This is a genomic window from Streptomyces guryensis (assembly GCF_021261325.1).
Lineage (GTDB): Bacteria > Actinomycetota > Actinomycetes > Streptomycetales > Streptomycetaceae > Streptomyces > Streptomyces guryensis.
Genome location: NZ_JAJSBI010000004.1, coordinates 23,631 through 49,980, shown reverse-complemented (window position 1 = coordinate 49,980; position 26,350 = coordinate 23,631). Strand labels below are relative to the sequence as shown.

The 26,350-nt window shown below is 69.7% G+C and carries 23 protein-coding genes; 14 read left to right on the top strand and 9 right to left on the bottom strand.

Annotated elements, in window-relative coordinates; all coding sequences use genetic code 11:
• The first annotated feature begins 97 nt into the window (after positions 1-97).
• From LJ657_RS09740 to LJ657_RS09720, 5 genes are all read left to right on the top strand, one after another.
• Positions 98-1,369 (top strand): ABC transporter substrate-binding protein, encoded by a 1,272-nt coding sequence (locus tag LJ657_RS09740; protein ID WP_232648024.1) that lies wholly within the window; start codon positions 98-100, stop codon positions 1,367-1,369.
• Between the two features lie 135 nt (positions 1,370-1,504).
• Positions 1,505-3,130 carry a glycoside hydrolase family 13 protein gene (locus tag LJ657_RS09735; RefSeq protein WP_232648023.1) on the top strand — a complete coding sequence of 542 codons (1,626 nt, stop codon included), beginning with the start codon at positions 1,505-1,507 and terminating at the stop codon, positions 3,128-3,130.
• Positions 3,131-3,191: 61 nt separating this feature from the next.
• Positions 3,192-4,520: an ABC transporter substrate-binding protein gene (locus tag LJ657_RS09730; RefSeq protein WP_232648022.1), complete on the top strand. Its 1,329-nt coding sequence runs from the start codon at positions 3,192-3,194 to the stop codon at positions 4,518-4,520.
• Between the two features lie 6 nt (positions 4,521-4,526).
• Positions 4,527-5,888: a carbohydrate ABC transporter permease gene (locus tag LJ657_RS09725; RefSeq protein WP_232648021.1), complete on the top strand. Its 1,362-nt coding sequence runs from the start codon at positions 4,527-4,529 to the stop codon at positions 5,886-5,888.
• 8 nt (positions 5,889-5,896) lie between these two features.
• Entirely contained in the window at positions 5,897-6,736 is an 840-nt protein-coding gene (locus tag LJ657_RS09720; protein ID WP_232648411.1) for a carbohydrate ABC transporter permease, read from the top strand.
• Positions 6,737-6,953: 217 nt separating this feature from the next.
• Here LJ657_RS09720 and pgl read toward each other — a convergent pair whose 3' ends face one another.
• Genes pgl through tkt form a run of 5 tightly spaced genes read right to left on the bottom strand, consistent with a single transcriptional unit; the run spans position 6,954 to position 13,588 of the window.
• Positions 6,954-7,736, bottom strand: coding sequence for a 6-phosphogluconolactonase (gene pgl, locus LJ657_RS09715; RefSeq protein WP_232648020.1), 783 nt, complete (start codon positions 7,734-7,736; stop codon positions 6,954-6,956).
• Positions 7,733-8,806 (bottom strand): glucose-6-phosphate dehydrogenase assembly protein OpcA, encoded by a 1,074-nt coding sequence (opcA, locus tag LJ657_RS09710; protein WP_232648019.1) that lies wholly within the window; start codon positions 8,804-8,806, stop codon positions 7,733-7,735. Before opcA ends, pgl begins: the two co-directional genes overlap by 4 nt.
• Entirely contained in the window at positions 8,803-10,326 is a 1,524-nt protein-coding gene (gene zwf, locus LJ657_RS09705) for a glucose-6-phosphate dehydrogenase (RefSeq protein WP_232648018.1), read from the bottom strand. Before zwf ends, opcA begins: the two co-directional genes overlap by 4 nt.
• Positions 10,327-10,330: 4 nt before the next feature.
• Positions 10,331-11,449, bottom strand: a complete 1,119-nt coding sequence (gene tal / locus LJ657_RS09700) for a transaldolase (protein ID WP_232648017.1) — start codon at positions 11,447-11,449, stop codon at positions 10,331-10,333.
• 33 nt (positions 11,450-11,482) lie between these two features.
• On the bottom strand, positions 11,483-13,588 hold the full coding sequence (gene tkt, locus LJ657_RS09695; protein ID WP_232648016.1) for a transketolase: 2,106 nt from the start codon (positions 13,586-13,588) through the stop codon (positions 11,483-11,485).
• 379 nt (positions 13,589-13,967) lie between these two features.
• On the opposite strand from tkt, the gene LJ657_RS09690 reads away from it, so the two are divergent.
• From LJ657_RS09690 to LJ657_RS09680, 3 genes are all read left to right on the top strand, one after another.
• The gene (locus tag LJ657_RS09690) at positions 13,968-14,921 is read left to right on the top strand and encodes a heme o synthase (protein WP_232648015.1); all 954 of its coding nucleotides are present in this window, start codon (positions 13,968-13,970) and stop codon (positions 14,919-14,921) included.
• A gap of 84 nt (positions 14,922-15,005) precedes the next feature.
• Complete coding sequence (locus LJ657_RS09685; protein WP_181922503.1) at positions 15,006-15,338, top strand: hypothetical protein; 333 nt, start codon at positions 15,006-15,008, stop codon at positions 15,336-15,338.
• A 60-nt stretch (positions 15,339-15,398) separates the two neighbouring features.
• Entirely contained in the window at positions 15,399-16,505 is a 1,107-nt protein-coding gene (locus tag LJ657_RS09680; RefSeq protein WP_232648014.1) for an amidohydrolase family protein, read from the top strand.
• Positions 16,506-16,691: 186 nt separating this feature from the next.
• On the opposite strand, the gene LJ657_RS09675 is transcribed toward LJ657_RS09680, so the two are convergent.
• The 4 genes from LJ657_RS09675 to LJ657_RS09660 form a co-directional block, all read right to left on the bottom strand.
• Complete coding sequence (locus LJ657_RS09675; protein ID WP_232648013.1) at positions 16,692-17,702, bottom strand: COX15/CtaA family protein; 1,011 nt, start codon at positions 17,700-17,702, stop codon at positions 16,692-16,694.
• Between the two features lie 68 nt (positions 17,703-17,770).
• On the bottom strand, positions 17,771-18,487 hold the full coding sequence (locus tag LJ657_RS09670; protein ID WP_232648410.1) for an ABC transporter permease: 717 nt from the start codon (positions 18,485-18,487) through the stop codon (positions 17,771-17,773).
• Between the two features lie 142 nt (positions 18,488-18,629).
• The gene (locus LJ657_RS09665) at positions 18,630-19,553 is read right to left on the bottom strand and encodes an ABC transporter ATP-binding protein (protein WP_232648012.1); all 924 of its coding nucleotides are present in this window, start codon (positions 19,551-19,553) and stop codon (positions 18,630-18,632) included.
• A 10-nt stretch (positions 19,554-19,563) separates the two neighbouring features.
• On the bottom strand, positions 19,564-20,424 hold the full coding sequence (locus tag LJ657_RS09660; RefSeq protein ID WP_232648011.1) for an AAC(3) family N-acetyltransferase: 861 nt from the start codon (positions 20,422-20,424) through the stop codon (positions 19,564-19,566).
• A gap of 172 nt (positions 20,425-20,596) precedes the next feature.
• On the opposite strand from LJ657_RS09660, the gene LJ657_RS09655 reads away from it, so the two are divergent.
• The 6 genes from LJ657_RS09655 to LJ657_RS09630 are packed head-to-tail and all read left to right on the top strand — an operon-like array spanning position 20,597 to position 26,346.
• A complete protein-coding gene (locus LJ657_RS09655) occupies positions 20,597-21,349 on the top strand; it encodes a helix-turn-helix transcriptional regulator (RefSeq protein WP_232648010.1) in 753 nt (250 codons plus the stop codon).
• Positions 21,346-22,767, top strand: coding sequence for a Fe-S cluster assembly protein SufB (sufB, locus tag LJ657_RS09650; protein WP_125190079.1), 1,422 nt, complete (start codon positions 21,346-21,348; stop codon positions 22,765-22,767). The genes LJ657_RS09655 and sufB overlap by 4 nt, the downstream gene beginning before the upstream one ends.
• A 54-nt stretch (positions 22,768-22,821) precedes the next feature.
• A complete protein-coding gene (gene sufD, locus LJ657_RS09645; RefSeq protein WP_232648009.1) occupies positions 22,822-24,003 on the top strand; it encodes a Fe-S cluster assembly protein SufD in 1,182 nt (393 codons plus the stop codon).
• Complete coding sequence (locus LJ657_RS09640) at positions 24,003-24,320, top strand: bifunctional 3-phenylpropionate/cinnamic acid dioxygenase ferredoxin subunit (RefSeq protein ID WP_232648008.1); 318 nt, start codon at positions 24,003-24,005, stop codon at positions 24,318-24,320. Before sufD ends, LJ657_RS09640 begins: the two co-directional genes overlap by 1 nt.
• Positions 24,321-24,328: 8 nt before the next feature.
• On the top strand, positions 24,329-25,093 hold the full coding sequence (sufC, locus tag LJ657_RS09635; protein ID WP_232648007.1) for a Fe-S cluster assembly ATPase SufC: 765 nt from the start codon (positions 24,329-24,331) through the stop codon (positions 25,091-25,093).
• The gene (locus LJ657_RS09630) at positions 25,090-26,346 is read left to right on the top strand and encodes a cysteine desulfurase (RefSeq protein WP_232648006.1); all 1,257 of its coding nucleotides are present in this window, start codon (positions 25,090-25,092) and stop codon (positions 26,344-26,346) included. The genes sufC and LJ657_RS09630 overlap by 4 nt, the downstream gene beginning before the upstream one ends.
• Positions 26,347-26,350: the final 4 nt, after the last annotated feature.

Genomic DNA, 26,350 nt, shown 5'->3' with positions numbered 1-26,350 from the left:
ATGTGCTCCGGGCCCTAGTATCGCGCATACCTAACAGGTATACATGGCCTCTGACTCCGGGCGAAGATGCCCGGCGCCGGTGTACAGGGAGGAACCTATGCGGTGGATCCATGCCGCGGGTAGGGGCCTCCTTGTTCTCGTCGTGGTCATGACCGGGTATGTCGCCTCCGGGGCCCACGCCGACGAGGGCGCGGCGGGCGGTCGAGGGCCGCTGACGCTCGCCACCGCCGGAGACCTCACCAACTACCTCGACCCCCTCCTCCAGGGCTGGAACCGTACCCACCCCGGCGAGAAGGTCACCCTCGTCGAACTCCCGGACTCCGCCGACGAGACCCATGCGCAGATGGTCACCGACCTGCGCGGCGGCGACCGCAGTCGCTTCGACGTCCTCAACATCGACGTCAGCTGGACCTCGGAGTTCGCGGCTGCGGGCTGGATCCGGCCGCTGCCCCGCGACCGCTTCCCGATGAAGGGCTTCCTCAAGCCGGTCGTCGACACGGCGACCTACGACGGACACCTGTACGCCGTCCCGTACGTCACCAACGCCGGCCTGCTCCTGTACCGCAAGGACATCCTCGCCAAGGAGGGCGTCCCGCCGCCGCGCACCTGGGCCGAGCTGGAGTACGACGCGAAGACCATCGCGCCGAAGTACGGACTCGACGGCTACGCGGGGCAGTTCCTCCCTTACGAGGGCCTCACCGTCAACGCCGCCGAGGCCGTCTACTCCGCGGGCGGCAGCATCCTCGGCGACGAGGGCGCACGCGTCACCGTGAACTCGGCCGCCGCCCGCGAGGGCATCGGCTTCCTCGCCCGGGGCGTGCGCGAGGGGTGGATCCCGAAGAAGGCGCTGATGTACAAGGAGGAGGAGTCCAAACAGGCCTTCCAGGACGGCCGTCTGCTCTTCCTCCGCAACTGGCCCTACGCCTACGTCGGTGCCTCGGCCAAGGGCTCCCCGGTGGCCGGCAGGATCGGCGCCGTACCGCTGCCCGGCCCGGACGGGCCCGGCAGGAGCGTCCTCGGCGGCTCCAACCTGGCCGTCAACACGCACACACAGCACCCCGACTCCGCCGCGCGCCTGCTCGCCTACCTCACCAGCGAGCCCGTCCAGCGCCAGGTCCTCACACGCGGCGCGCTGCCGCCCGTACGGGCCGCGCTGTACCAGGACCCCCAGCTGATACGGCGGTTCCCGTATCTGCCGACCCTGCGCACGAGCGTCCTGCATGCCGCGCCGCGCCCCAAGAGCCCGCGCTACGACCAGGTCAGCCTGGTGGTGCAGGCGGTCGTGCACGACGCGATGACCGGGCACGAGACGCCCGCTGCGGCGGTGCAGAGGCTGGCGCGGGAGCTGGCGGCCATCTCCAGCCGCTAGTTACTTGTTAAGTAACGCGGAAGTCTCATTTCAACTCAGGATGCCCCTTTAAGTCCATCTTTGCCATGCCAACCCAGCAGTAGCTTCAGTCTCTTTCATTGACACCCTCACGACACGCCTACATAACATGCATGCATGTTGAGTAAGTACCGCTGGTGGCGTGACGCGGTGATCTACCAGGTGTACGTCCGCAGCTTCCTGGACAGCACCGGCGACGGCATCGGCGATCTGGCCGGGGTCCGCGCCGGACTGCCGTACCTGAAGAAGCTGGGCGTCGACGGGATCTGGCTGAGCCCCTTCTATCCGTCCCCGCAGCACGATCACGGCTACGACGTGGCCGACTACTGCGACGTCGACCCGCTCTTCGGCGACCTCGCCGAGTTCGACCTGCTGATGGCGGCCGCCCGGCGGCTCGGCGTCAAGGTGCTGCTGGACGTCGTGCCCAACCACTGCTCCAGCGAGCACCCGTGGTTCCAGGAGGCGCTCGCCTCGGCGCCCGGCAGCGCCGCCCGCGCCCGCTTCCACTTCGCCGACGGCCGCGGCGCCGACGGCTCCGAACCGCCCAACAACTGGCACTCCATGTTCGGCGGCCCGGCCTGGACCCGGGTCACCGAGCCGGACGGCCGCCCCGGCCAGTGGTACCTGCACATGTTCGCGCCCGAGCAGCCCGACTGGAACTGGCGCAACCCCGAGACCGGCGCCGAGTTCGACCGGGTCCTGCGCTTCTGGCTCGACCGGGGCATCGACGGCTTCCGCATCGACGTCGCCGCCGGGCTCTACAAGCACCCCGGACTGCCCGACTCGGACGACCCCGAGGCCGACGCCCGCACCCGCGACTCCGTCAACCCGCTCGCCTGGAACCAGCCCGAGGTGCACGACGTGTGGCGGCACTGGCGTGCGGTGTGCGAGGAGTACACGGCACGCGACGGCCGCGAGCGGCTGCTGGTCGGCGAGGTGTCGGTGCCGACCGCCCGCGAACACGCGCAGTACGTCCGCCCCGACGAACTCCACCAGGCCTTCTTCTTCGACCTGCTCAGCGCCCCCTGGAACGCCGACGCCTTCCGCAAGGTCATCACCGAGGCCATGCAGGACATAGCCGGCACGGGTTCCACGGTCACCTGGGTGCTCAACAACCACGACCAGGTCCGCACCGTCACCCGCTACGGCGAACCCGCGCCGGAGGGCAGCGGCCTGGGTACGGCCCGCGCCCGCGCCGCCGCGCTGCTGATGCTGGCGCTGCCCGGAGCCGCGTACATCTACCAGGGCGAGGAACTGGGTCTGCCCGAGGTCGTCGACCTGCCCGACGACGTGCTCACCGACCCGATCTTCCGCCGCACCGGAAGCCGCGCCCGCATCCGCGACGGCTGCCGGGTGCCGCTGCCGTGGTCCGGACAGGCCTCGCCGTTCGGCTTCACGTCCGGCGCCGAAAGCGCCCGGCCCTGGCTGCCGCAGCCGTCCTACTTCGCCGAGTACGCCACCGACCGCGCACTCGCCGACACCCGCTCCTTCTGGCACCTGTACCGCGACGGCCTCCAACTGCGGTCCGCTCTGCCCCAGTTGGGTGAGGGAACGCTCGACTGGCTGGACACCCCGCCCGGTGTCCTCGCCTTCGTCCGCGGTGACGGCCTCGTCTGCGCCGTCAACTTCGGTACGGCACCCATGCCCGCGCCGGTCTCCGGCACCCCGCTGCTGTCCAGCGGCCCCTGCACGGCCGGGGTGCTGCCCGGTTCGACGGCGGCCTGGTGGATCGGCGACCGCTGATCACCACCGTCCACCCTCCTGATTGTTCGTCAGTTTTCCACCCTTCGAAGGGACATCAACGATGATGCGACGACGTACCACGCTGCTCACCAGCTGCACCGCCCTCGCCCTCGCGCTCGGCGCCACCGCCTGCGGAGGCGGCGGCCCGGTCTCCGCGGGTGGCGGCGACAAGGCGCTGGGCGGCCAGACCGTCACGGTGGCCGGCGTCTGGACCGGCAGCGAGCAGAAGAACTTCCAGAAGGTGCTGGACGCCTTCAGCGCGAAGACCGGCGCCAAGACGCAGTTCATCTCCACCGGGGACAACGTCTCCACCGTCGTCGGCAGCAAGATCGAAGGCGGCAACGCCCCCGACGTGGTGATGGTCCCGCAGGTCGGCGTGTTGCAGCAGTTCGCGAAGAAGGGCTGGCTCAAGCCGCTGTCGTCCACCACCCAGAAGGCCGTGGACGCGGGCTACGCCCCCGTGTGGAAGAAGTACGGCAGCGTCGACGGCACCCTGTACGGCCTCTACTTCAAGGCCGCCCACAAGTCGACGGTCTGGTACAGCCCCAGCGCCCTCACCCAGGCCGGAGTCAAGCCGCCGACCACGTACGACGCGATGCTGAAGGCCGGCCACACGGTCTCCGACTCCGGGCTCGCCGCCTTCTCCGTCGCCGGGGAGGACGGCTGGACCCTCACCGACTGGTTCGAGAACATCTACCTCTCCCAGGCGGGCCCCGAGAAGTACGACGCCCTGGCCACCCACAAGCTGAAGTGGACCGACGCCTCGGTGGTCAAGGCGCTCGGCACCCTCGGCAAGCTGTTCAAGGACAAGCAACTGATCGCGGGCGGCCAGAAGGAGGCCCTCAACACCGACTTCCCGGGCTCGGTGGAGAAGGTGTTCGGGCCCAAGCCCGAGGCCGGCATGGTCTACGAGGGCGACTTCGTCGCCGGAGTCGCGCACGACCAGTTCGGCAGGACCATCGGCACGGACGCGAACTTCTTCCCCTTCCCCGCGGTTGACGGGGGCAAGGCGCCGGTGGTCAGCGGCGGCGACGCGGCCGTAGTCCTCAAGGACGGCAAGAACGCCAAGGCCGGCATGAAGCTCCTGGAGTACCTGGCGACGCCCGAGGCCGCCGCGGTCTGGGCGAAGGCGGGCGGCTTCCTGTCCCCGAACAAGAAGCTGTCGCTCGACTCGTACGGCGACGACGTCACCCGTGCCACCGCCAAGTCCCTTGTGTCCGCGGGGGATTCGGTCCGCTTCGACATGTCCGACCAGGCGCCGGCGGCCTTCGGCGGTACCAAGGGCGCGGGTGAGTGGAAGCTGCTCCAGGACTTCCTGCGCGACCCGTCGGACCCGAAGGGCACCGCGACGCAACTGGAGGCCGCGGCGGCCAAGGCGTACAAGGGCTGACGGACCATGACCGCGACTCTTGTGAAAGAGACAATCCCGCCTGCGCTGGGGGCGGTTGAGCGAGCGCGCCGCTCGCGCCGACGGGCCCGCATCGTCGCCCTGCTCTTCGTCTTCCCGGCGCTGCTCCTGCTGGGCGCGCTCGTCGTGTACCCCGTGCTGTTCTCGGTCGGCCGCAGCTTCTTCGACGCGTCCGGGACACGCTTCGTGGGCGGCGAGAACTACACCGAGATGTTCCGCGATCCGGCGACCCTCAAAGCCGTACGGAACACGGCCATCTGGGTAGTGGTCGCCCCGGCCCTGCTGACCGGGCTCGGCCTGATCCTCGCCGTACTGGTGGAGAAGGTCCGCTGGGCGACGGCCTTCAAACTCCTGCTGTTCATGCCGATGGCGGTGTCCTTCCTGGCGGCGGGCATCATCTTCCGGCTCGCCTACGACGAGGACCCGAACAAGGGCGTGCTGAACGCGGCCGTGGTCTCGGTGCACGACGCCTTCAAGGGCACCTCTCAGTACCCGACCGCGCGGGCGCGCGTCGGTCAGGGCCTGAAGGCGGGGCCGGACGGCTCGTACCGGACGAGCGGGAGCGTGTCGCCGGGGCAGTCGGTGGCGCTCGGGCTGGTGGGCGTGGCGCCGAAGGACCTGCCGGGCGGTGCCCGGCCCGCGTACGGCGCCGCGCACCGCAAGGCGGCGGCGGACGAGCTGGCCGGGGTCGTCTACCTGGACTTCACCCCTGGCGGGGGCGGGAAGCAGGGCGAGGTGGACCGGCGGGAGAGCGGGCTGCCGGAGATGAAGGTCGAGGCGGTGCGGGGCGACGGGACGACGGCCGGGAGTACGACGACCGCGGCTGACGGATCCTTCCACTTCGCGGGGCTGAAGTCCGGCTCGTACACGGTGGAGTTGCCCGCCTCGAACTTCGCGCAGCCGTACCAGGGTGTCTCCTGGCTCGGGCCGATGCTCGTCACGCCGGCGATCATCGGGGCGTATCTGTGGATCTGGACCGGGTTCGCGATGGTGCTGATCGGCGCCGGGCTCGCGACGCTGCCGCGCGATGCGCTGGAGGCGGCGCGGATGGACGGCGCGAACGAGTGGCAGATCTTCCGGCGGATCACGGTGCCGTTGCTGGCGCCGGTGCTGACCGTGGTCTTCGTGACCCTCGTGATCAACGTGATGAAGGTCTTCGACCTCGTCTACATCATCGCGCCCGGCCCGGTGCAGGAGGACGCGACCGTGCTCGCCACGCAGATGTGGCTGGTGTCCTTCGGTGGCGGCAACAATCAGGGGCTCGGAAGTGCGCTGGGCGTGCTGCTCCTGCTGCTCGTGGTCCCCGCCATGGCCTTCAACGTCCGTCGTTTCCGGAGGAGTCAGCGATGAACTCAGCGATGAACGCGGTCAGGCGCGGCCTGGGCAGTGGTCTGGTGCAGGCCTTCCTGGTGGTGATCGGCCTGGTGTGGGTCACTCCGCTGGCGGGGCTGTTCCTGTCGTCGCTGCGGTCCAGTCAGGACTCGGCGAGCAGTGGCTGGTGGAAGGTGTTCACCAGTCCCGGCCAGCTGTCCTTCGACAACTACTCGGCGCTGCTGAAGAACGCCGGGATGACGCAGGCCTTCTGGAACACGGTGCTGATCTCCGTGCCGGCGACCGTGCTGGTCGTGGTGCTGGCGGCGCTGGCCGGATATGCGTTCGCCTGGCTGGACTTCCCCGGGCGGGAGGCCGTCTTCCTGGTCGTGGTGGCCCTGTTGGTGGTGCCGGTGCAGATCGGGTTGCTGCCGGTGGCCAAACTCTTCGGGCAGCTGGGGCTGTTCGGGACGATTCCGGGGGTCGTGCTGTTCCATGTGGCGTACGGGCTGCCGTTCGCGGTGTTCCTGCTGAGGAACTACTTCGCCGAGATGCCGAAGGAGATGCTGGAGGCCGCTCGTATGGACGGCGGCAGCGAGTGGCGGATCTTCACGCGGCTGGTGCTGCCGGTGGGGCGGCCCGCGATCGCCTCGCTGGCCATCTTCCAGTTTCTGTGGGTGTGGAACGACATGCTGGTGGCGCTGTTGTTCGCGGACAGCTCCTCGCAGCCGTTGACGGTGCAACTGCAGTCGCAGATACGGCAGTTCGGGAGCAACATCGATGTGCTGGCGCCGGGGGCGTTTGTGTCGCTGGTGGTGCCGGTGGTGGTGTTCTTCGCCTTCCAGAAGCACTTTGTGCAGGGGGTTATGGCGGGGTCCGTTAAGTGAGCGGGTCGGCGGGATTGTTTCGCCCCCGCCGCCCCTTCCCGTCCCGACCCGGGGGCCGGCCCCCGGACCCCCGCTCCTCGAACGCCGGAGGGGCTGATTTTGATCTTTTCAGTCCGTCCGGCGTTCGGGGACGAGGCCGTTCAGGCCGAAAGCGGGGGTCTGGGGGCGCAGCCCCCAGGGGACGGGAATGGGGAGGGGCGGCGGGGGCGAAAACGCCTCAGGGCGAAGCCGGGGGATAGAGCGAGCGGGGCAGCTGCGAGGCCGCTGCCCCGTCCAGCAGCCACAGCGTGCGGGAGCGTCCGCGGGCCCCCGCCGCAGGAGCCTGCACCTCACCCGCCCCCGACAGGGCGATCGCCGCCGCCTGTGCCTTGTCCTCGCCGGCTGCCAGCAGCCAGACCTCACGCGCCGCCCGGATGGCCGGGAGCGTCAGGGTCACCCGCGTCGGCGGGGGCTTCGGCGCACCGTGGACACCCACCACCGTACGGTCCGTCTCCCGCACCGCGGGAAGCTCCGGGAACAGCGACGCCACATGCGTGTCCGGACCCACGCCCAGCATCAGGACGTCGAACGTGGGCACGGCCCCGTGGTTCTCCGGACCGGCCGCCAGAGCCAGCTCCTGTGCGTAAGCCTCCGCGGCTGCCTCCACGTCGGCACCGTACGGCCCGTCCGACGCCGGCATGGCGTGCACCCGCTTCGGATCCAGCGGGACGGAGTCCAGCAGGGCCTCGCGGGCCTGCGTGACATTGCGGTCCGCGTCGCCCTCGGGCAGGAAGCGCTCGTCTCCCCACCACAGGTCGAGCCGGCCCCAGTCGATCGCGTCCCGGGCCGGTGCGGCGGCCAGCGCGGCCAGCAGGCCGTTGCCGTTGCGGCCGCCCGTCAGGACCACGGACGCGGAGCCCCGGGAGGCCTGCGCGTCCACGATCTTCGTGATGAGACGGGCCGCGGCGGACTGCGCCATCAGTTCCTTGTCGCGGTGCACGACCAGCTGCGGAGTGCTCACTTCGCCGCCGCCTTCTTCGCCGTGTTCTCCGCCGCGTCGTTCACCGGTGCCTCCGCCTGCGCCTCCGGTGCGGAAGCTTCCGCAGCGGCTTCGACGGCGGCCTCTTCTCCTTTGGGAGCCACTTCCGGTTCGGGCACGGGCAGCGAGGGGTTGAGCCGCTCCACCCCGAACCGCAGCGCCGACGCGTAGGTGTCGTCCGGGTCCAGCCGCCGCAGCTCCTCCGCGATCAGCTCGGCCGTCTCACGCCGCTTCAGCGCCACCGCGCGGTCCGGCTGGCCCTGGATGGAGAGAGTCGCCAGGGAGCCGTCCGCACGGTCCAGGACTATCTGGCCGGTGTTCGTGGCCATGCGCACCGCCGTCAGACCCGGTCCGCCCGACAGCGACCGCCTCACCGGCACGTCCAGCCGGTCCGCCAGCCACATCGCCAGCAGCTCGCAGCTCGGGTTGAACTCCTCGCCCTCCACCTCGACGGCCTTCACCTCACAGGTGACCTGGTCGAGCGCGGCGGCCAGCATCGAGCGCCAGGGCGTGATGCGGGTCCAGGACAGGTCGGTGTCGCCGGGGGTGTAGGTGTCGGCGCGCGCCGACAGCTCCCTTACCGGCTGCTCCGCGGCGTACGTGTCCGTCACTCGGCGCTGGGCCAGCGCGCCCAGGGGGTCGTTCGCCGGATCGAGGGGCGCGTTCACCGGCCACCAGACGACCACGGGGGCGTCGGGCAGCAGCAGGGGCAGGACGACGGACTGGGCGTGGTGCACGACCTCGCCGTGGAGACGGAGTACGACCGTCTCACCCGTCCCCGCGTCCGCGCCCACCCGCACCTCGGCGTCCAGGCGGGACTGCGTACGGTCGCGGGGCGAGCGCGAGACGCGCTTGATGACCACGAGGGTGCGCGAGGGGTGCTCGTGCGACGCGTCGTTCGCGGCCTTCAGGGCGTCGTACGCGTTCTCCTCGTCCGTCACGATGACCAGCGTGAGCACCATGCCGACGGCCGGCGTGCCGATGGCGCGGCGGCCCTGCACCAGCGCCTTGTTGATCTTGCTGGCCGTGGTGTCCGTGAGGTCTATCTTCATGGCCGGCGCCAGCTCCGTCCGTCTCGCTCGAGCATTTCGTCCGCCTCGACGGGACCCCAGGTGCCGGACGCGTACTGCGCCGGCCTGCCGTTCTTGTCCCAGTACTGCTCGATCGGGTCGAGGATCTGCCAGGACAGCTCGACCTCCTCGGTGCGCGGGAACAGGTTCGAGTCGCCGAGCAGGACGTCCAGGATGAGACGCTCGTACGCCTCCGGGGAGGACTCGGTGAAGGACTCGCCGTAGGCGAAGTCCATCGACACGTCCCGGATCTCCATCGAGGTGCCCGGCACCTTCGAGCCGAAGCGGACCGTCACGCCCTCGTCCGGCTGGACACGGATGACGATCGCGTTCTTGCCGAGCTCCTCCGTCGCCGTGTGGTCGAAGGGGGAGTGCGGGGCCCGCTGGAAGACGACCGCGATCTCGGTGACACGGCGGCCCAGGCGCTTGCCGGTCCGGAGGTAGAACGGCACGCCCGCCCAACGGCGGTTGTCCACCTCCAGCTTGATCGCCGCGTAGGTGTCCGTCTTGGACTTGGCGTCGATGCCGTCCTCTTCGAGGTAGCCGACCGCCTTCTCGCCGCCCTGCCAGCCCGCCGCGTACTGCCCGCGCACGGTGTCCCGGCCCAGGTCCCTCGGCAGCCGTACGGCCCCGAGCACCTTGGTCTTCTCGGCGGCCAGCGCGTCCGCGTCGAAGGAGGCGGGCTCCTCCATCGCCGTCAGCGCCATGAGCTGGAGGAGGTGGTTCTGGATGACGTCACGGGCGGCGCCGATGCCGTCGTAGTAGCCGGCCCGGCCGCCGATGCCGATGTCCTCCGCCATGGTGATCTGCACGTGGTCCACGAAGGACCGGTTCCAGATGGGCTCGAACATCGTGTTGGCGAAGCGCAGCGCCAGGATGTTCTGGACGGTCTCCTTGCCCAGGTAGTGGTCGATGCGGAAGACCTGGTCCGAGCCGAAGACCTCGTGGACGACCTTGTTGAGCTCCTCGGCCGACTTCAGGTCGTGGCCGAACGGCTTCTCGATGACCGCGCGGCGCCAGGAGCCGCCGGTCTGGTCGGCGAGGCCGTGCTTCTTCAGCTGCTGGATGACCACGGGGAACGAGCGCGGCGGCACCGACAGGTAGAAGGCGAAGTTGCCACCCGTGCCCTGTGCCTTGTCGAGCTCCTCGATGGTGCCGCGCAGCCGCTCGAAGGCGTCGTCGTCGTCGAAGGTGCCCTGCACGAAGCGCATCCCCTGGATGAGCTGCTGCCAGACCTCCTCACGGAACGGCGTACGGGCGTGCTCCTTGACGGCGTCGTGGACCTCGGCCGCGAAGTCCTCGTGCTGCCACTCGCGGCGCGCGAAGCCGACGAGGGAGAAGCCCGGCGGCAGCAGACCCCGGTTGGCGAGGTCGTACACGGCGGGCATGAGCTTCTTCCGTGACAGATCGCCCGTGACGCCGAAGATGACCAGGCCCGACGGCCCCGCGATACGCGGGAGCCGTCGGTCTGCAGGGTCACGCAGCGGGTTGCTGCTCGACAAGGTTTCAGCCCTCCGAGGGGGCGAGGCGCTCCAGCTCCGCCTCGGTCGACTTGAGCAGGTCGTTCCAGGACGCCTCGAACTTCTCGACGCCCTCGTCCTCCAGGACCTGGACCACGTCGTCGTACGAGATCCCGAGCTTCTCGACGGCGTCGAGGTCGGCGCGGGCCTGCTCGTACGTACCGGCGACCGCGTTGCCGGTGATCGAGCCGTGCTCCTCGGTGGCCTGCAGGGTGGCCTCCGGCATGGTGTTCACCGTGTTCGGCGCCACCAGGTCGTCGACGTAGAGGGTCGGCTTGTACGCCGGGTCCTTCACGCCGGTGGAGGCCCACAGCGGACGCTGCTTGCGGGCGCCCGCGTTCTCCAGCTTGCTCCAGCGGTCGGAGGAGAAGACCTCCTCGTACGCCTGGTAGGCGAGGCGCGCGTTGGCGACGGCGGCCTTGCCGCGCAGCGCCTTGGCGTCGTCGGTGCCGAGGGCGTCGAGCCGCTGGTCGATCTCGGTGTCCACGCGGGAGACGAAGAAGGACGCGACGGAGCGGATCAGCGAGAGGTCCAGGCCGCGCTCCTTGGCCTTCTCCAGGCCGGCGAGGTAGGCGTCCATGACCTCGCGGTAGCGCTCCAGCGAGAAGATCAGCGTGACGTTGACGCTGATGCCCAGGCCGATGACCTCGGTGATCGCCGGCAGGCCCGCCCTGGTCGCCGGGATCTTGATGAGCGTGTTGGGGCGGTCGACCAGCCAGGCGAGCTGCTTGGCCTCGGCGACCGTCGCCTTGGTGTTGTGGGCCAGGCGCGGGTCGACCTCGATGGACACACGGCCGTCCTGGCCGTCGGTGGCGTCGAAGACCGGGCGCAGGATGTCGGCGGCGTCGCGGACGTCCGCCGTGGTGATCATGCGGACGGCCTCTTCGACGGTGATCTTGCGGGCGGCGAGGTCGGTGAGCTGCTGCTCGTAACCGTCGCCGGACGAGATGGCCTTCTGGAAGATCGTCGGGTTGGTGGTGACGCCCACGACGTGCTGCTGGTCGATCAGCTCGGCGAGGTTGCCGGACGTGATCCGCTTGCGCGACAGGTCGTCCAGCCAGATCGCGACGCCTTCTTCGGAGAGGCGCTGGAGTGCGTCTGTCATGGAATTACATCTCCTACGTGTCGTATGTGAGCGTCAGCGCTGGGCGGGGGTGATGCCCGTAGTCGAATCGAGCACAGCCCGCGCCTCGGCGGCCACGTTCTCGGCAGTGAAGCCGAACTCGCGGAAGAGGACCTTGCCGTCGGCGGAAGCACCGAAGTGCTCCAGGGAAACGATGCGACCGGCGTCCCCGACGTACTTGTGCCAGGTGAGACCGATACCGGCCTCGACCGCGACCCGCGCCTTCACCTGCGGCGGCAGGACGCTGTCCCGGTACCCCTGGTCCTGCTCCTCGAACCACTCCACGCACGGCATGGACACGACCCGCGTCGGCACCCCGTCGGCCTGCAGCTGCTCGCGCGCCTCGACGGCGACGTGCACCTCGGAACCGGTGGCGATCAGGATGACCTGGGCGTCGCCGCCCTCCGCCTCGAACAGGACGTAACCGCCCTTCGCCGCGTCCTCGTCGGGCTCGTACGTCGGCACGCCCTGACGGGTCAGCGCCAGGCCGTGCGGGGCGCCCTTGCCGAACTCCTTGGTGTACCGCTTGAGGATCTCGCGCCAGGCGATCGCGGTCTCGTTGGCGTCGGCCGGGCGCACGACGTTCAGACCGGGGATGGCGCGCAGCGAGGCCAGGTGCTCGATCGGCTGGTGTGTCGGGCCGTCCTCGCCGAGACCGATGGAGTCGTGGGTCCAGACGTACGTCACCGGCAGGTGCATCAGCGCGGACAGACGCACGGCGTTGCGCATGTAGTCGGAGAACACCAGGAACGTGCCGCCGTAGATACGGGTGTGGCCGTGCAGCGCGATGCCGTTCATCTCCGCGGCCATGGAGTGCTCGCGGATGCCGTAGTGGATCGTGCGGCCGTACGGGTTCGCCTCCGGCAGCGGGTTGTCCGCCGGCAGGAACGAGGAGTTCTTGTCGATGGTGGTGTTGTTCGAGCCGGCCAGGTCGGCGGAGCCGCCCCACAGCTCGGGGATGACCGCGCCCAGCGCCTGCAGCACCTTGCCGGAGGCCGCACGCGTGGCGACGCCCTTGCCGGGCTCGAAGACCGGGACCTTCTCCTCCCAGCCGGCCGGCAGCTCACCCGCGTTGATGCGGTCGAAGTCGGCGGCGCGCTCCGGGTTGTTCTGCCGCCACAGCTGGAAGGACTTCTCCCACTCGGCCTTCGCCTCGCGGCCCCGCTCCAGCGCCTGGCGGGTGTGCTTGATGACGTCGTCCGAGACCTCGAAGGACCGCTCCGGGTCGAAGCCCAGCACGCGCTTGGTGGCCGCTACCTCGTCGTCACCGAGCGCCGAGCCGTGCGCGGCCTCGGTGTTCTGCGCGTTCGGGGCGGGCCAGGCGATGATCGAGCGCATCGCGATGAAGGACGGCTTGTCCGTCACCTGCTTCGCGGCCTCGATCGCGTTGTAGATCGCGTGCGGGTCGATGTCGCCGTCCGGCTTCGGGGCGACGCGCTGCACATGCCAGCCGTAGGCCTCGTAGCGCTTGACGGTGTCCTCGGAGACGGCCGTCTCGGTGTCGCCCTCGATCGAGATGTGGTTGTCGTCCCACAGCAGGATCAGGTTGCCGAGCTTCTGGTGGCCGGCCAGCGAGGACGCCTCGGCGGAGATGCCCTCCTGGAGACAGCCGTCACCGGCGATCGCGAAGATGTAGTGGTCGAAGGGGGACTCGCCCTGCGGAGCCTCGGGGTCGAACAGGCCGCGCTCGTAGCGGGCGGCCATCGCCATGCCCACGGCGTTGGCGACACCCTGGCCCAGCGGGCCGGTAGTCGTCTCGACGCCCTCGGTGTGGCCGTACTCGGGGTGACCCGGGGTCTTCGAACCCCAGGTGCGGAAGGCCTTCAGGTCGTCCAGCTCCAGGCCGAAACCGGCCAGGTAGAGCTGTGTGTAGAGGGTCAGGGACGAGTGACCGGCGGACAGCACGAAGCGGTCGCGGGCAACCCACTCCGGGTCGGCCGGGTCGTGCCGCATCACCTTCTGGAAGAGGGTGTAGGCGGCGGGCGCCAGGCTCATCGCCGTACCCGGATGGCCGTTACCGACCTTCTGTACGGCGTCGGCGGCCAGGACGCGGGCGGTGTCCACGGCCCGCTGGTCCAACTCGGTCCACTCGAGGTCTGTGGTGGTCGGCTTGGTGCTCACCCTGAGTCAGGGCTCCTCTCCACATGTCACGCATGTCGAATGCCGGCGCACTGGACGCCCACCGGCCGCTGTCGAGCCTACCCCCGTGAGAACGCGCATTTTTTCGAGTCATTCCAGACTGCCGGGCCGGACGGGGATCCGCCTCCCGACTGGCCTGTACGGCATTCGGCAACTGAATACGGAGCCGCTCATCTGACTGCTCAATCGAGCTTCCGTACGACCGATGAGCGCCCCCGCGGACCGCTGGTGGGCGCCCCCTCCCAACACGACCCCACCCCCGCGAAGGCCGGGGTATGGGCAACGTCTACAGTGGCGTGGTACGCGCGGGCCTTTACCGGTACTTCACACGGGTGAGGCTTGCTGGGATGTCTCTGTAGGGGTGTGCGTGACGGCCGTCGAATCCCGTCCAGCCGGGGTGCTGGGGGAGAGCAGGAGCTCGTCTCACCGGCCGTTCGGGGCCCGTGTCAAGGCGTTCGTGGCGCTGACGAAGCCGCGGATCATCGAGCTGCTGCTCATCACCACCGTTCCGGTGATGTTCCTCGCCCAGCGGGGCGTGCCGGACCTGACGCTGGTGCTGCTCACCTGCGTCGGCGGCTACCTCTCCGCGGGCGGCGCCAACGCGCTGAACATGTACATCGACCGTGACATCGACGCCCTGATGGACCGCACCTCGCAGCGGCCGCTGGTCACCGGCATGGTCAGCCCGCGCGAGTGCCTGGCTTTCGGCGTCACGCTCGCGGTGGTCTCCACACTCCTCTTCGGCTTCGCCGTCAACTGGCTGAGCGCCTGGCTCTCCCTGGGCGCCCTCCTCTTCTACGTCGTCGTCTACACGATGATCCTCAAGCGCCGTACCTCGCAGAACATCGTGTGGGGCGGCATCGCCGGCTGCCTCCCGGTCCTCATCGGCTGGTCGTCCGTCACCGACTCGATGTCGTGGGCTCCGATCATCCTCTTCCTCGTCATGTTCTTCTGGACGCCGCCGCACTACTGGCCGCTGTCCATGAAGGTCAAGGAGGACTACGCGCGCGTGGGCGTGCCGATGCTGCCCGTCGTCGCCTCCAACAAGGTGGTCGCCAAGCAGATCGTCATCTACAGCTGGGTGATGGTCGCGGTCTCGCTGCTGCTGACCCCGCTCGGCTACACGGGCTGGTTCTACACGCTCGTGGCACTGCTGGCGGGCGGCTTCTGGCTGTGGGAGGCGCACGGCCTGCAGAACCGGGCCAAGGCGGAGGTGACGGGCGTGAAGCTGAAGGAGATGCGCCTGTTCCACTGGTCCATCACCTATGTGTCGATCCTGTTCGTCGCCGTCGCGGTGGACCCCTTCCTGCGTTAGTCGCCGTAGGCGGGCGGGGTGCGTGGTCAAGGCCACGCACCCCGCCCGTCGCCGTTTGACCTACCCGTCGGTAGCATCCTGGCCATGGCAGAGACTCAGCAGGTTGACCCGAAGGCCGAGCGCAAGGTGGCGCGGCTCGCCAAGCAGATCAGCGCCTTCTCCAAGGCGCACGGCGGAGCCGAGGGCCAGGTGGCCTACATCGGCGAGCGCGGTGCGCGCATCGTCCTCGTCGGTGAGGACGGCGGCTGGGGCGACCTGGTGGCGCCCTCGTACGAGCTGGCCGAGAAGGCCGTGGAGAAGGCCGGCATCACCGTCCACGAGGACTTCGACGGCGAGTTCGCGGCCAAGGTCAAGACGGGCCGGTACGAGTGGACCCGCATGGCGGGGATCCAGGTGGGCGGTCCGAGCAACACCTAGTGCCCGGTTCACCCGTTAGGCCCTGCGACAGGAGCAGGGGCCAGCACACGGGGAGTCCGGATGATCGAAACGCCGTCCCTCGTGGACCAGTACTGCCATGGCGTACTGAGGACGGAGCTGGGCCTCGGCACCTTCGAGGCCCAGCTGGCCCGGACCGAGGGTCCGCCCGCCGCCGGCACGACCCTCTTCGACACCCAGACCGGTTTCGCCGTACGACGCTGGTGCCCTCCGCTGCTCGGCCTGGAACCGCACTGTGCGCCCGCCCGTTATCTCGCCCGCCGTCGTGAACTGGGCGTACTGGAAACGGGCCGCAGGCTGCTGCGGGGCAGCGGCATCACGACGTATCTGGTCGACACGGGCCTGCCCGGCGATCTGACCGGCCCCTCCGAGCTGGCCTCCGCCGCAGCCGCCGAGGCCCGCGAGATCGTCCGCCTGGAGTTACTGGCCGAACAGGTCGCCGACACCTCCGGCACGGTGGAGTCCCTGCTCGCCAACCTCGCCGAGTCGGTGCACGGCGCGGCCGCGAACGCCGTGGCGTTCACGTCGGTCGCGGGTGTACGGCACGGTCTGGCGCTCGCGCCCGAGCCGCCGGGGCCGGGAGAGGTGCGGGGCGCCGCCGGCCGGTGGCTGGCCGGTCGCAGGGTCGGCGGCGAGCTGACCGACCCGGTACTCCTGCGGCACCTGCTGTGGATCGCGGTCGCCTCCGGCCTGCCGCTCCAACTCCACGCGGGCCTCGGCGAACCGGGCCAGCGCATCGACCGCACCGACCCGGTGCTGCTCACCGACTTCGTGCGCGCGACGGCAGGCCTGGGGACCGACCTGGTCCTGCTGCACGGCTACCCCTACCACCGCCACGCCGCCCACCTGGCCGGTGTCTTCCCGCACGTCTACGCCGACTCGGGTGCCGCCCTGGTCCGCACCGGCGCCCGCGCCGCGACCGTCCTCGCCGAGATACTGGAACTGGCCCCCTTCGGCAAGATCCTCTTCTCCAGCGGTGCGCACGGCCTGCCCGAACTGCACGTCGTGGGGGCGCGACTGTTCCGGGAGGCCCTGACGCGGGTGCTGGGCGGCTGGGTCACCGAGGGGGCGTGGTCGCTGGCGGACGCGCAACGGGTGGCGGGGATGCTGGCCGCGGGGAATGCGCGCAGGGTGTACGGGCTGGGGTGAGCCGTACCGGATGGCGGCCCTGAGCGGGTCGGGGCGAAGCCCGCTGCGGTTCGGTGGCGCCCTGAAGGGGCGCGGGGCCGTGACGTCGGCGGCTCCGCCGCGGGGCGCGACCGGCCACGACGGTGCCGCAGACAATCCTTGGGCGGCCGCGCGGCGGAGCCGCACATCGGTACGGCCGGCGGAGCCCTACGCGCGGGTGCCCACCGTCACCTCGGCCGAAGGGCCGGGCAGGTCGGCAGTGACCTCGGGCCGCTCCCGGAGCGCCAGCAGCACCCGCAGCACCCAGATCCAGATCAGGCAGGAGCCGAACATGTGCAGCCCGACGAGCGCCTCGGGGAGGTGCGTGAAGTACTGGACGTAGCCGATGACGCCCTGCGCGAGCAGGACCAGGAACAGCTCACGGGTGCGGGCCAGCGGGTCCTTGGGCGCGTCGACCGCCTTCAGGACGAACCACAGGGCGAAGGTCAGCGTCACCACGATCCACGCGAGCACCGCGTGCAGCTTGGCGACCGTCTCCCAGTCGATCGGGATCCGTTCGACCTCCCTGGAGTCACCCGCGTGCGGTCCCGCACCGGTGACCACCGTGCCCACCGCGATCAGCAGCACGGTGGCGAGGACCAGGAACCACACCATCTGCTGCACCGGTTTGCCGACCAGCGGGCGGGGCTCCCCGTCGCCCTCGCGGGTGTGCTGCCACATCACGACGGCGACCGCGATCAGCGCGGTGGCGAGCAGGAAGTGGGCCGCGACCGTGTACGGGTTGAGGCCGACCAGGACCACGACGCCGCCGAGCACCGCGTTGCCCATGACCAGCCAGAACTGCGCCCAGCCCAGTCGGGTCAGGCTGCGCCGGTACGGCTTCTCGGAGCGCGCCGCGACGATCGCCCAGCCGATGGCGGCGCACAGCACGTACGTCAGCATCCGGTTGCCGAACTCGATGGCGCTGTGGAAGTTCATCTCGCCCGTCGGTGCGAGCGAGTTCGCGGTGCACTTGGGCCAGGTCGGGCAGCCGAGCCCGGAGCCGGTCAGCCGCACCGCACCGCCGGTGACCACGATGACCACCGACATGACGAGCGCGGAAAGAGCCGACCGCTGGACCGTCCGGGATTCCGGGGTCCAGCGTCCGGCGACGAAGGAGAGCGGGTTGCGCAGGGCCGCCACGGCGTCGGCGCGGGTCACGTTTGGCACGCGTTCCATCGTAGGGGGCTGCTTGTGCACGCTTTCACGAGGGTCCGTCACGCCGCCGTCTCCCGAACCGCTTGCCGCTACTCCCAGCGGAAGAACCTGCCGGCCACCGCCAGCCCCACGACCGCCCACACACCAAGAATCCCCAGGTCACCCCAGGGCATCCCGGCTCCGTGCTGCAGGACATCCCGCAGGCCGTCCGACAGCGCCGAGATCGGCAGCAGACCCAGGACGTCCTGCGCCGCCTGCGGGAACTTGTCCATCGGCACGATCACGCCGCCGCCCACGAGCAGCAGCAGGAAGACCAGGTTCGCGGCGGCCAGCGTCGCCTCCGCCTTCAGCGTGCCCGCCATGAGGAGCCCGAGGCCGGAGAAGGCCGCCGTACCGAGGGCGAGCAGCAGCAGGACGGCTGCGGGGTTGCCGTGCGGGGACCAGCCGAGCGCGAAGGCGATCACCGTCAGGAGGATCACCTGAAGGATCTCCGTGACCAGCACCGACGCCGTCTTCGCCGTCATCAGGCCCCAGCGGGGGAGCGGCGAGGAGGCCAGGCGCTTCAGGACGCCGTAACGGCGCTCGAAGCCCGTCGCGATCGCCTGGCCCGTGAACGCCGTCGACATCACGGCGAGCGCCAGGATGCCCGGGGTGAGGAAGTCGACGGCCTTGCCGGCGCCCGTGTCGACGATGTCCACCGAGCTGAACAGGACCAGCAGGAGGGTCGGGATCACGACCGTCAGGAGGAGCTGTTCGCCGTTGCGCAGCAGCATCCTCGTCTCGAGGGCGGCCTGGGCCGCGATCATGCGGGGGAGAGGGGCCGCGCCCGGCTTCGGGGTGTAGATGCCGGTGGTCGTCACGAACGCAGCTCCTTGCCGGTGAGCTCCAGGCTGTGTCTTCCCGGGGGATAACCCCCGGACCCCCGGCAGAACCTTGTGCAAGCCCGAGTCATGAGCGCAGCTCCTTGCCGGTGAGCTCGAGAAAGACGTCTTCGAGGGTGTGCCGTTCGACCGAGATCCTGTCCGGCATCACCCCGTGCTGCGCACACCAGGACGCCACCGTCGCCAGCAGTTGCGGGTCCACCTTGCCGACGACCCGGTACGAGCCCGGGGTCAGCTCCGCCGCCGAGCAGTCCGCGGGGAGCGCCTTCAGCAGGGAACCCACGTCCAGGCCGGGGCGGCCGGTGAAGCGCAGCGTGTTCTCGGCGCCGCCGCGGCACAGCTCCTCCGGGGAGCCCTGGGCGATGACCCGGCCGGCGTCGATGATCGCGACGTCGTCGGCGAGCTGCTCGGCCTCGTCCATGTAGTGCGTGGTGAGGATGACCGAGACGCCGTCTGCGCGCAGGTCGCGGACCAGGTCCCAGGTGGCGTGGCGGGCCTGTGGGTCGAGGCCGGCCGTCGGCTCGTCCAGGAACACCAGTTCCGGGCGGCCGACGACGGCCATCGCGAGCGCGAGCCGCTGCTGCTGGCCGCCGGAGAGGCGGCGATAGCTCGTGCGGCCGCAGGAGCCGAGGCCGAGCCGCTCCATCAGCGCGTCCACGTCCAGCGGGTCGGCGTGCAGTTTCGCCACGTGCCGCAGCATCTCGTCCGCCCGCGCGCCGGAGTAGACGCCGCCGGACTGCAGCATCACGCCGATGCGCGGATGCAGTTGGCGGGCCTGCCGCACCGGGTCGAGGCCCAGGACGCGCACGGTGCCCGAGTCCGGTCTGCGGTATCCCTCGCAGGTCTCCACGGTCGTGGTCTTGCCCGCGCCGTTCGGGCCGAGTACGGCGGTCACGCCCGCCTGGGCCACCAGGTCGAGGCCGTCCACGGCGGTCTTGGTGCCGTACCGCTTCACCAGGGCCTGAACCTGGACCACGGGCTCACTTCGCATGGGCCAGAGTCTAGGTACGGCTTCCGCGGCCCGGACCGGCGGGTGCAGGATCTCCACTCCCGGGGGCCGCGGGGATCTCGTCCTCCCGGGAACGGTGCAGTGCCAGCCACCGCTCCGCATACGCCACCGCGTCCCCCACGGGGAACAGCCGGGCGTCTGCGGCACCCACTTTTCCGCGTACGACGGCACGGTCCCGCTCGAAGTCGTGTCCCAGCTCGTCGAACCGCTCGGAGGTGATCGAGACCTCCGCCACCGTCTCCCAGCCGCCCTCGGGCGCGGGACGACCCACCGCGACGAGCGGCGACGGTATCCGGTACTCGGCAAGGTGGAAGCTCGTGCACGAGCCGTACCCGGCGCCGAGCAGCAGCACCCGGGCGCCCAGCGCCTCCAGCCGCGCCAGCGGGCTGCGCTCGCCGAGCCGGCAGTCGGGAGCATGGCCGTCGACGATCTCCGCCGCGCGGGGGCCGATTGCCGCGAAGGACGTCTGCGGATGCGCGCTGCGCCGGGCGCCCGGCCAGGTGCGTACGGTCTCCGGGATCACCCCGACCCCGCGCGAGGGCGTGACCAGTGGGTCGTAGGCGGGCATGGTGGCCCGGATCCGCTCCCACCACTCCTCGGGCACCGGCGGATTCGCCCACAGTGCCGGGTCCGAGAGCTCGCCGGTCTGGGTCGGGACGACCAGTGTGCCCTGCCGGCCGAGCGCGTCGAGCAGTCCTTGGACGACTGCGACGGCGCCTCCGCAGACCCAGCCCAGCGAGCTGAGCGACGAGTGCGCGAGGAGGGTCTCGCCGGGTTCGACGCCCAGTGCGCTCAGCTGTGCGGCGAGTGTGTCGCGGGTGACAAGAGGGCCGGTGGGAGGGGGTGTCGGCATGGTTGGGGAGTGTTCCGGAAGGGGGCGCGGGGCGCCACCGAATTGGCCCGGCTCTGATCGATCAAAGATCGTTTCCGCAGGTCAGGTTAGGTGTGCCTAAGTGACGCAGGGCACCGTCCGGCAGTCGGGACGCGGGTTGCCCGCCCCTGAGGAATTACGCAACAATGGCGTTGTGAAAAACGTCGGCGAGGCTCTGGGGACCCCCACGGGGGCGCACCAGGAAGAGCACGCGACCGGTGAGCGCTCCACGCGCAACCGGGTCGCGCGGTCGATCCTGGACCACGGGCCGTCGACCGTCACCGAGCTGGCCGGACGGCTGGGACTCACCCCCGCGGCCGTACGACGGCATCTGGACGCGCTGGTCGCGGACGACGTCGTCGAGGCACGGGAGCAGCGGGTGTACGGCGCGCGCACGCGCGGCCGTCCCGCCAAGGTGTTCGCGCTGACCGACTGCGGCCGCGACGCCTTCGACCAGTCCTACGACAAGCTCGCCGCGGACGCCCTGCGCTGGATCCAGGAGCGGTTCGGCGGGGACGAGGCGGTGGTGGCCTTCGCGCGCGCGAGGATCGCGGAGCAGGCCGCCGCCTACCGTGCGGCGATCGAGTCCGTCGCCCCCGAGGAGCGCACCGAAGCCCTGGCCAAGGCCCTGAGCGCGGACGGGTACGCTGCTACGGCGCGCAGCGCCCCCCTCCCGCAAAAAGGTGAGCAGCTCTGCCAGCACCACTGCCCGGTGGCCCATGTCGCGGAGAAGTTCCCGCAGCTGTGCGAGGCGGAGACCGAGATCTTCTCCCAGTTGCTCGGCACGCACGTCCAGCGGCTGGCGACCATCGCGCACGGCGACGGCGTCTGCACGACGTTCATCCCCAAGATTTCCAAGACCACTGACAACGCAACCGCAAGCACGGCCGGGAGGAACCCCGCATGACTCTCCCCACGGAGACTGCCCACCCTGAGCTCGAGGGTCTGGGCAAGTACGAATATGGCTGGGCCGACTCCGACACGGCCGGCGCTTCCGCGCGGCGCGGTATCAACGAGGACGTCGTCCGCGACATCTCCGCGAAGAAGAACGAGCCGGAGTGGATGACCAAGCTCCGCCTCAAGGGTCTGCGCCTCTTCGACAAGAAGCCCATGCCCAACTGGGGCTCGGACCTCTCCGGCATCGACTTCGACAACATCAAGTACTTCGTGCGCTCCACGGAGAAGCAGGCGGAGTCCTGGGAGGACCTGCCCGAGGACATCAAGAACACGTACGACAAGCTCGGCATCCCGGAGGCGGAGAAGCAGCGCCTCGTCGCCGGTGTCGCGGCCCAGTACGAGTCCGAGGTCGTCTACCACCAGATCCGCGAGGACCTGGAGGAGCAGGGCGTCATCTTCCTGGACACCGACACCGCGCTGAAGGAGCACCCGGAGCTCTTCAAGGAGTACTTCGGCACGGTCATCCCGGTCGGCGACAACAAGTTCGCGTCGCTGAACACCGCCGTGTGGTCGGGCGGCTCCTTCATCTACGTGCCGAAGGGCGTGCACGTGGAGATCCCGCTCCAGGCCTACTTCCGGATCAACACCGAGAACATGGGCCAGTTCGAGCGGACGCTGATCATCGTCGACGAGGACGCCTACGTCCACTACGTCGAGGGCTGTACGGCGCCGATCTACAAGTCGGACTCCCTGCACTCCGCGGTCGTCGAGATCATCGTGAAGAAGGGCGCCCGCTGCCGCTACACGACCATCCAGAACTGGTCGAACAACGTCTACAACCTGGTCACCAAGCGCGCCGTGGCGTACGAGGGCGCGACCATGGAGTGGATCGACGGCAACATCGGCTCCAAGGTGACGATGAAGTACCCGGCCGTCTACCTGATGGGCGAGCACGCCAAGGGCGAGACCCTGTCCATCGCCTTCGCGGGCGAGGGGCAGCACCAGGACGCCGGCTCCAAGATGGTCCACATGGCGCCGAACACCTCCTCCAACATCGTCTCGAAGTCCGTGGCGCGCGGTGGCGGTCGTACGTCCTACCGCGGTCTCGTCGAGATCGGCGAGGGCGCCCACGGCTCCAAGTCGAACGTGCTGTGCGACGCGCTGCTCGTCGACACCATCTCCCGCTCCGACACGTACCCGTACGTCGACGTCCGCGAGGACGACGTGTCCATGGGCCACGAGGCCACCGTCTCCAAGGTCTCCGAGGACCAGCTCTTCTACCTGATGAGCCGCGGCCTCAGCGAGTTCGAGGCGATGGCGATGATCGTGCGCGGCTTCGTCGAGCCCATCGCGAAGGAGCTGCCCATGGAGTACGCGCTGGAACTCAACCGGCTGATCGAGCTCCAGATGGAAGGTGCGGTCGGCTGAGCGACGGCCGCCTCCATCAAGTCACTTACGTAGGAAGAGAGCAGACCGACAGCCATGGCTGAGGCTCAGAACATCCCGGTGGGGTCCACCACCGCCGGCGCGGTGGCCGTTGCCGCCGAGTCGACCGTCGCCACGCGCATGAGCGCGCCCCCGTCCTTCGACGTCGCGGACTTCCCGGTCCCGCACGGCCGCGAGGAGGAGTGGCGGTTCACCCCGCTGGAGCGCCTGCGCGGGCTGCACGACGGCACCGCCGTCGCGACCGGTGAGGGCGTGAAGGTCGCCGTCGAGGCCCCCGAGGGCGTCACCGTCGAGCTCGTCGACCGTGACGACCCGCGCCTCGGCAGGGCGGGCACCCCCGTGGACCGCATCGCCGCCCAGGCGTACTCGGCGTTCGAGAAGGCCGGCGTGGTCACCGTCCCCAAGGAGACGGTGCTCACCGAGCCGATCCGCATCGCCGTGCACGGCGAGGGCGGGCTCCGCTACGGCCACCAGGTCGTGGAGCTGGGAGCCTTCGCCGAGGCCGTCGTCGTCATCGACCACACCGGTGACGCGGTGCTCGCCGCCAACGTCGACTACATCCTGGGTGACGGCGCCAAGCTGACCGTCGTCTCCGTCCAGGACTGGGACGACAAGGCCGTGCACGTGGCCCAGCACAACGCCCTCATCGGACGCGACGCCAGCTTCAAGTCGGTCGTGGTGACCTTCGGCGGCGACGTCGTACGGCTGCACCCGCGCGTCTCCTACGCCGGCACCGGCGGTGAGGCCGAGCTGTTCGGCCTGTACTTCACGGACGCCGGCCAGCACCAGGAGCACCGCCTCCTGGTCGACCACAACGTCCCGCACTGCAAGTCCAACGTCGTCTACAAGGGCGCGCTGCAGGGCGAGGCCGCCCACGCGGTGTGGATCGGCGACGTCCTCATCGAGGCCCAGGCCGAGGGCACGGACACGTACGAGATGAACCGCAACCTGGTTCTGACCGACGGCGCCCGCGTCGACTCCGTGCCGAACCTCGAGATCGAGACCGGCGAGATCGTCGGCGCCGGCCACGCCAGTGCCACCGGCCGCTTCGACGACGAGCAGCTCTTCTACCTGATGGCGCGCGGCATCCCGGCCGACGAGGCCCGTCGCCTGGTGGTCCGAGGCTTCTTCGCCGAGCTGGTCCAGCAGATCGCCGTCCCGGACATCGAGGAGCGCCTGCTCGCCAGGATCGAGACCGAGCTGGAGGCCACGGTCTGATGGCCTTCGTACGCGCCTGCGGGCTGAGCGAGCTGGAGGAGGGCACCCCGAAGCGGGTGGAACTCGACGGCACGCCCATCTCGGTCGTGCAGACCGAGGGCGAAGTTTTCGCGATCCACGACATCTGCTCGCACGCGAACGTCTCGCTCTCCGAGGGCGAGGTGGAGGACTGCCAGATCGAGTGCTGGCTGCACGGCTCCAGCTTCGACCTGCGCACCGGCAAGCCGTCCGGCCTGCCCGCGACGCGCCCCGTCCCCGTATACCCCGTAAAGATCGAAGGGGACGACGTGCTCGTCTCCCTCAACCAGGAGTCCTGAGGCAATCCATGGCAACGCTTGAAATCCGCGACCTGCACGTCACCGTCGAGGCCGACAACGCCACGAAGGAGATCCTCAAGGGCGTCGACCTGACCGTGAAGCAGGGCGAGACGCACGCCATCATGGGCCCCAACGGCTCCGGCAAGTCGACCCTCGCCTACTCCCTCGCGGGCCACCCGAAGTACACGATCACCGGCGGCACCGTCACCCTCGACGGCGAGGACGTCCTGGAGATGTCCGTCGACGAGCGCGCGCGTGCGGGCCTGTTCCTGGCGATGCAGTACCCGGTCGAGGTTCCCGGCGTCTCCGTGTCGAACTTCCTCCGTACCTCCGCCACCGCCATCCGCGGCGAGGCCCCCAAGCTGCGTCTTTGGGTGAAGGAGGTCAAGGAGACCATGGAGCGCCTCTCCATGGACCCGTCCTTCGCCGAGCGCAACGTCAACGAGGGCTTCTCCGGCGGTGAGAAGAAGCGCCACGAGATCCTCCAGCTCGAACTGCTCAAGCCGAAGATCGCGATCCTCGACGAGACGGACTCCGGCCTCGACGTCGACGCCCTTCGCGTCGTGTCCGAGGGCGTCAACCGCGTCCGTGAGACCGGCGAGGTCGGCACCCTGCTGATCACGCACTACACGCGCATCCTGCGCTACATCAAGCCCGACTACGTCCACGTCTTCTCCGGCGGTCGCATCGTCGAGTCCGGCGGCGCCGAGCTCGCCGACAAGCTGGAGAACGAGGGCTACGAGGCATACACGAAGGGTGGCGCATCCGCGTGACACTGCTGCCGGGCCTCCTCGACACCGAGGCGATCCGCAAGGACTTCCCCATCCTGGACCGCCAGGTCCACGACGGGCAGAAGCTCGTGTACCTGGACAACGCGGCGACCTCGCAGAAGCCGCGCCAGGTGCTGGACGCCCTGAACGAGTACTACGAGCGCTACAACGCCAACGTCCACCGCGGTGTGCATGTGCTCGCCGAGGAGGCCACGGCGCTGTACGAGGGCGCGCGGGACAAGGTCGCGTCGTTCATCAACGCGCCCAGCCGCGACGAGGTGATCTTCACCAAGAACGCCTCCGAGTCGCTCAACCTCGTGGCGAACATGCTGGGCTGGGCCGACGAGCCCTACCGCGTGGACCACGAGACCGAGATCGTCATCACGGAGATGGAGCACCACTCCAACATCGTGCCCTGGCAGCTGCTCTCGCAGCGCACGGGCGCGAAGCTGAAGTGGTTCGGCCTGACGGACGACGGCCGTCTCGACCTCTCCAACATCGACGAGATCATCACCGAGAACACGAAGATCGTCTCCTTCGTGCTGGTGTCGAACATCCTCGGCACGGTCAACCCCGTCGAGGCGATAGTCCGACGCGCCCAGGAGGTCGGTGCGCTGGTCTGCATCGACGCCTCGCAGGCCGCCCCGCACATGCCGCTGGACGTACAGTCGCTGCAGGCCGACTTCGTGGCCTTCACCGGCCACAAGATGTGCGGCCCGACCGGCATCGGCGTCCTCTGGGGCCGCCAGGAACTCCTGGAGGACCTGCCCCCGTTCCTGGGCGGCGGCGAGATGATCGAGACGGTGTCGATGCACTCGTCGACCTACGCTCCCGCCCCGCACAAGTTCGAGGCGGGCACCCCGCCGATCGCGCAGGCGGTCGGGCTGGGCGCGGCGATCGACTACCTCTCCTCGATCGGCATGGACAAGATCCTGGCCCACGAGCACGCGCTGACGGAGTACGCGGTCAAGCGCCTGTCGGACGTCCCGGACCTGCGGATCATCGGCCCCACCACGGCCGAGGACCGCGGCGCGGCGATCTCCTTCACGCTCGGCGACATCCACCCGCACGACGTGGGCCAGGTCCTCGACGAGCAGGGCATCGCGGTCCGGGTCGGCCACCACTGCGCGCGGCCCGTGTGCCTGCGCTACGGAATTCCTGCGACCACGCGAGCGTCGTTCTATCTGTACTCCACGCCGGCCGAGATCGACGCACTGGTCGAGGGGCTGGAGCACGTACGGAACTTCTTCGGCTGAGGGA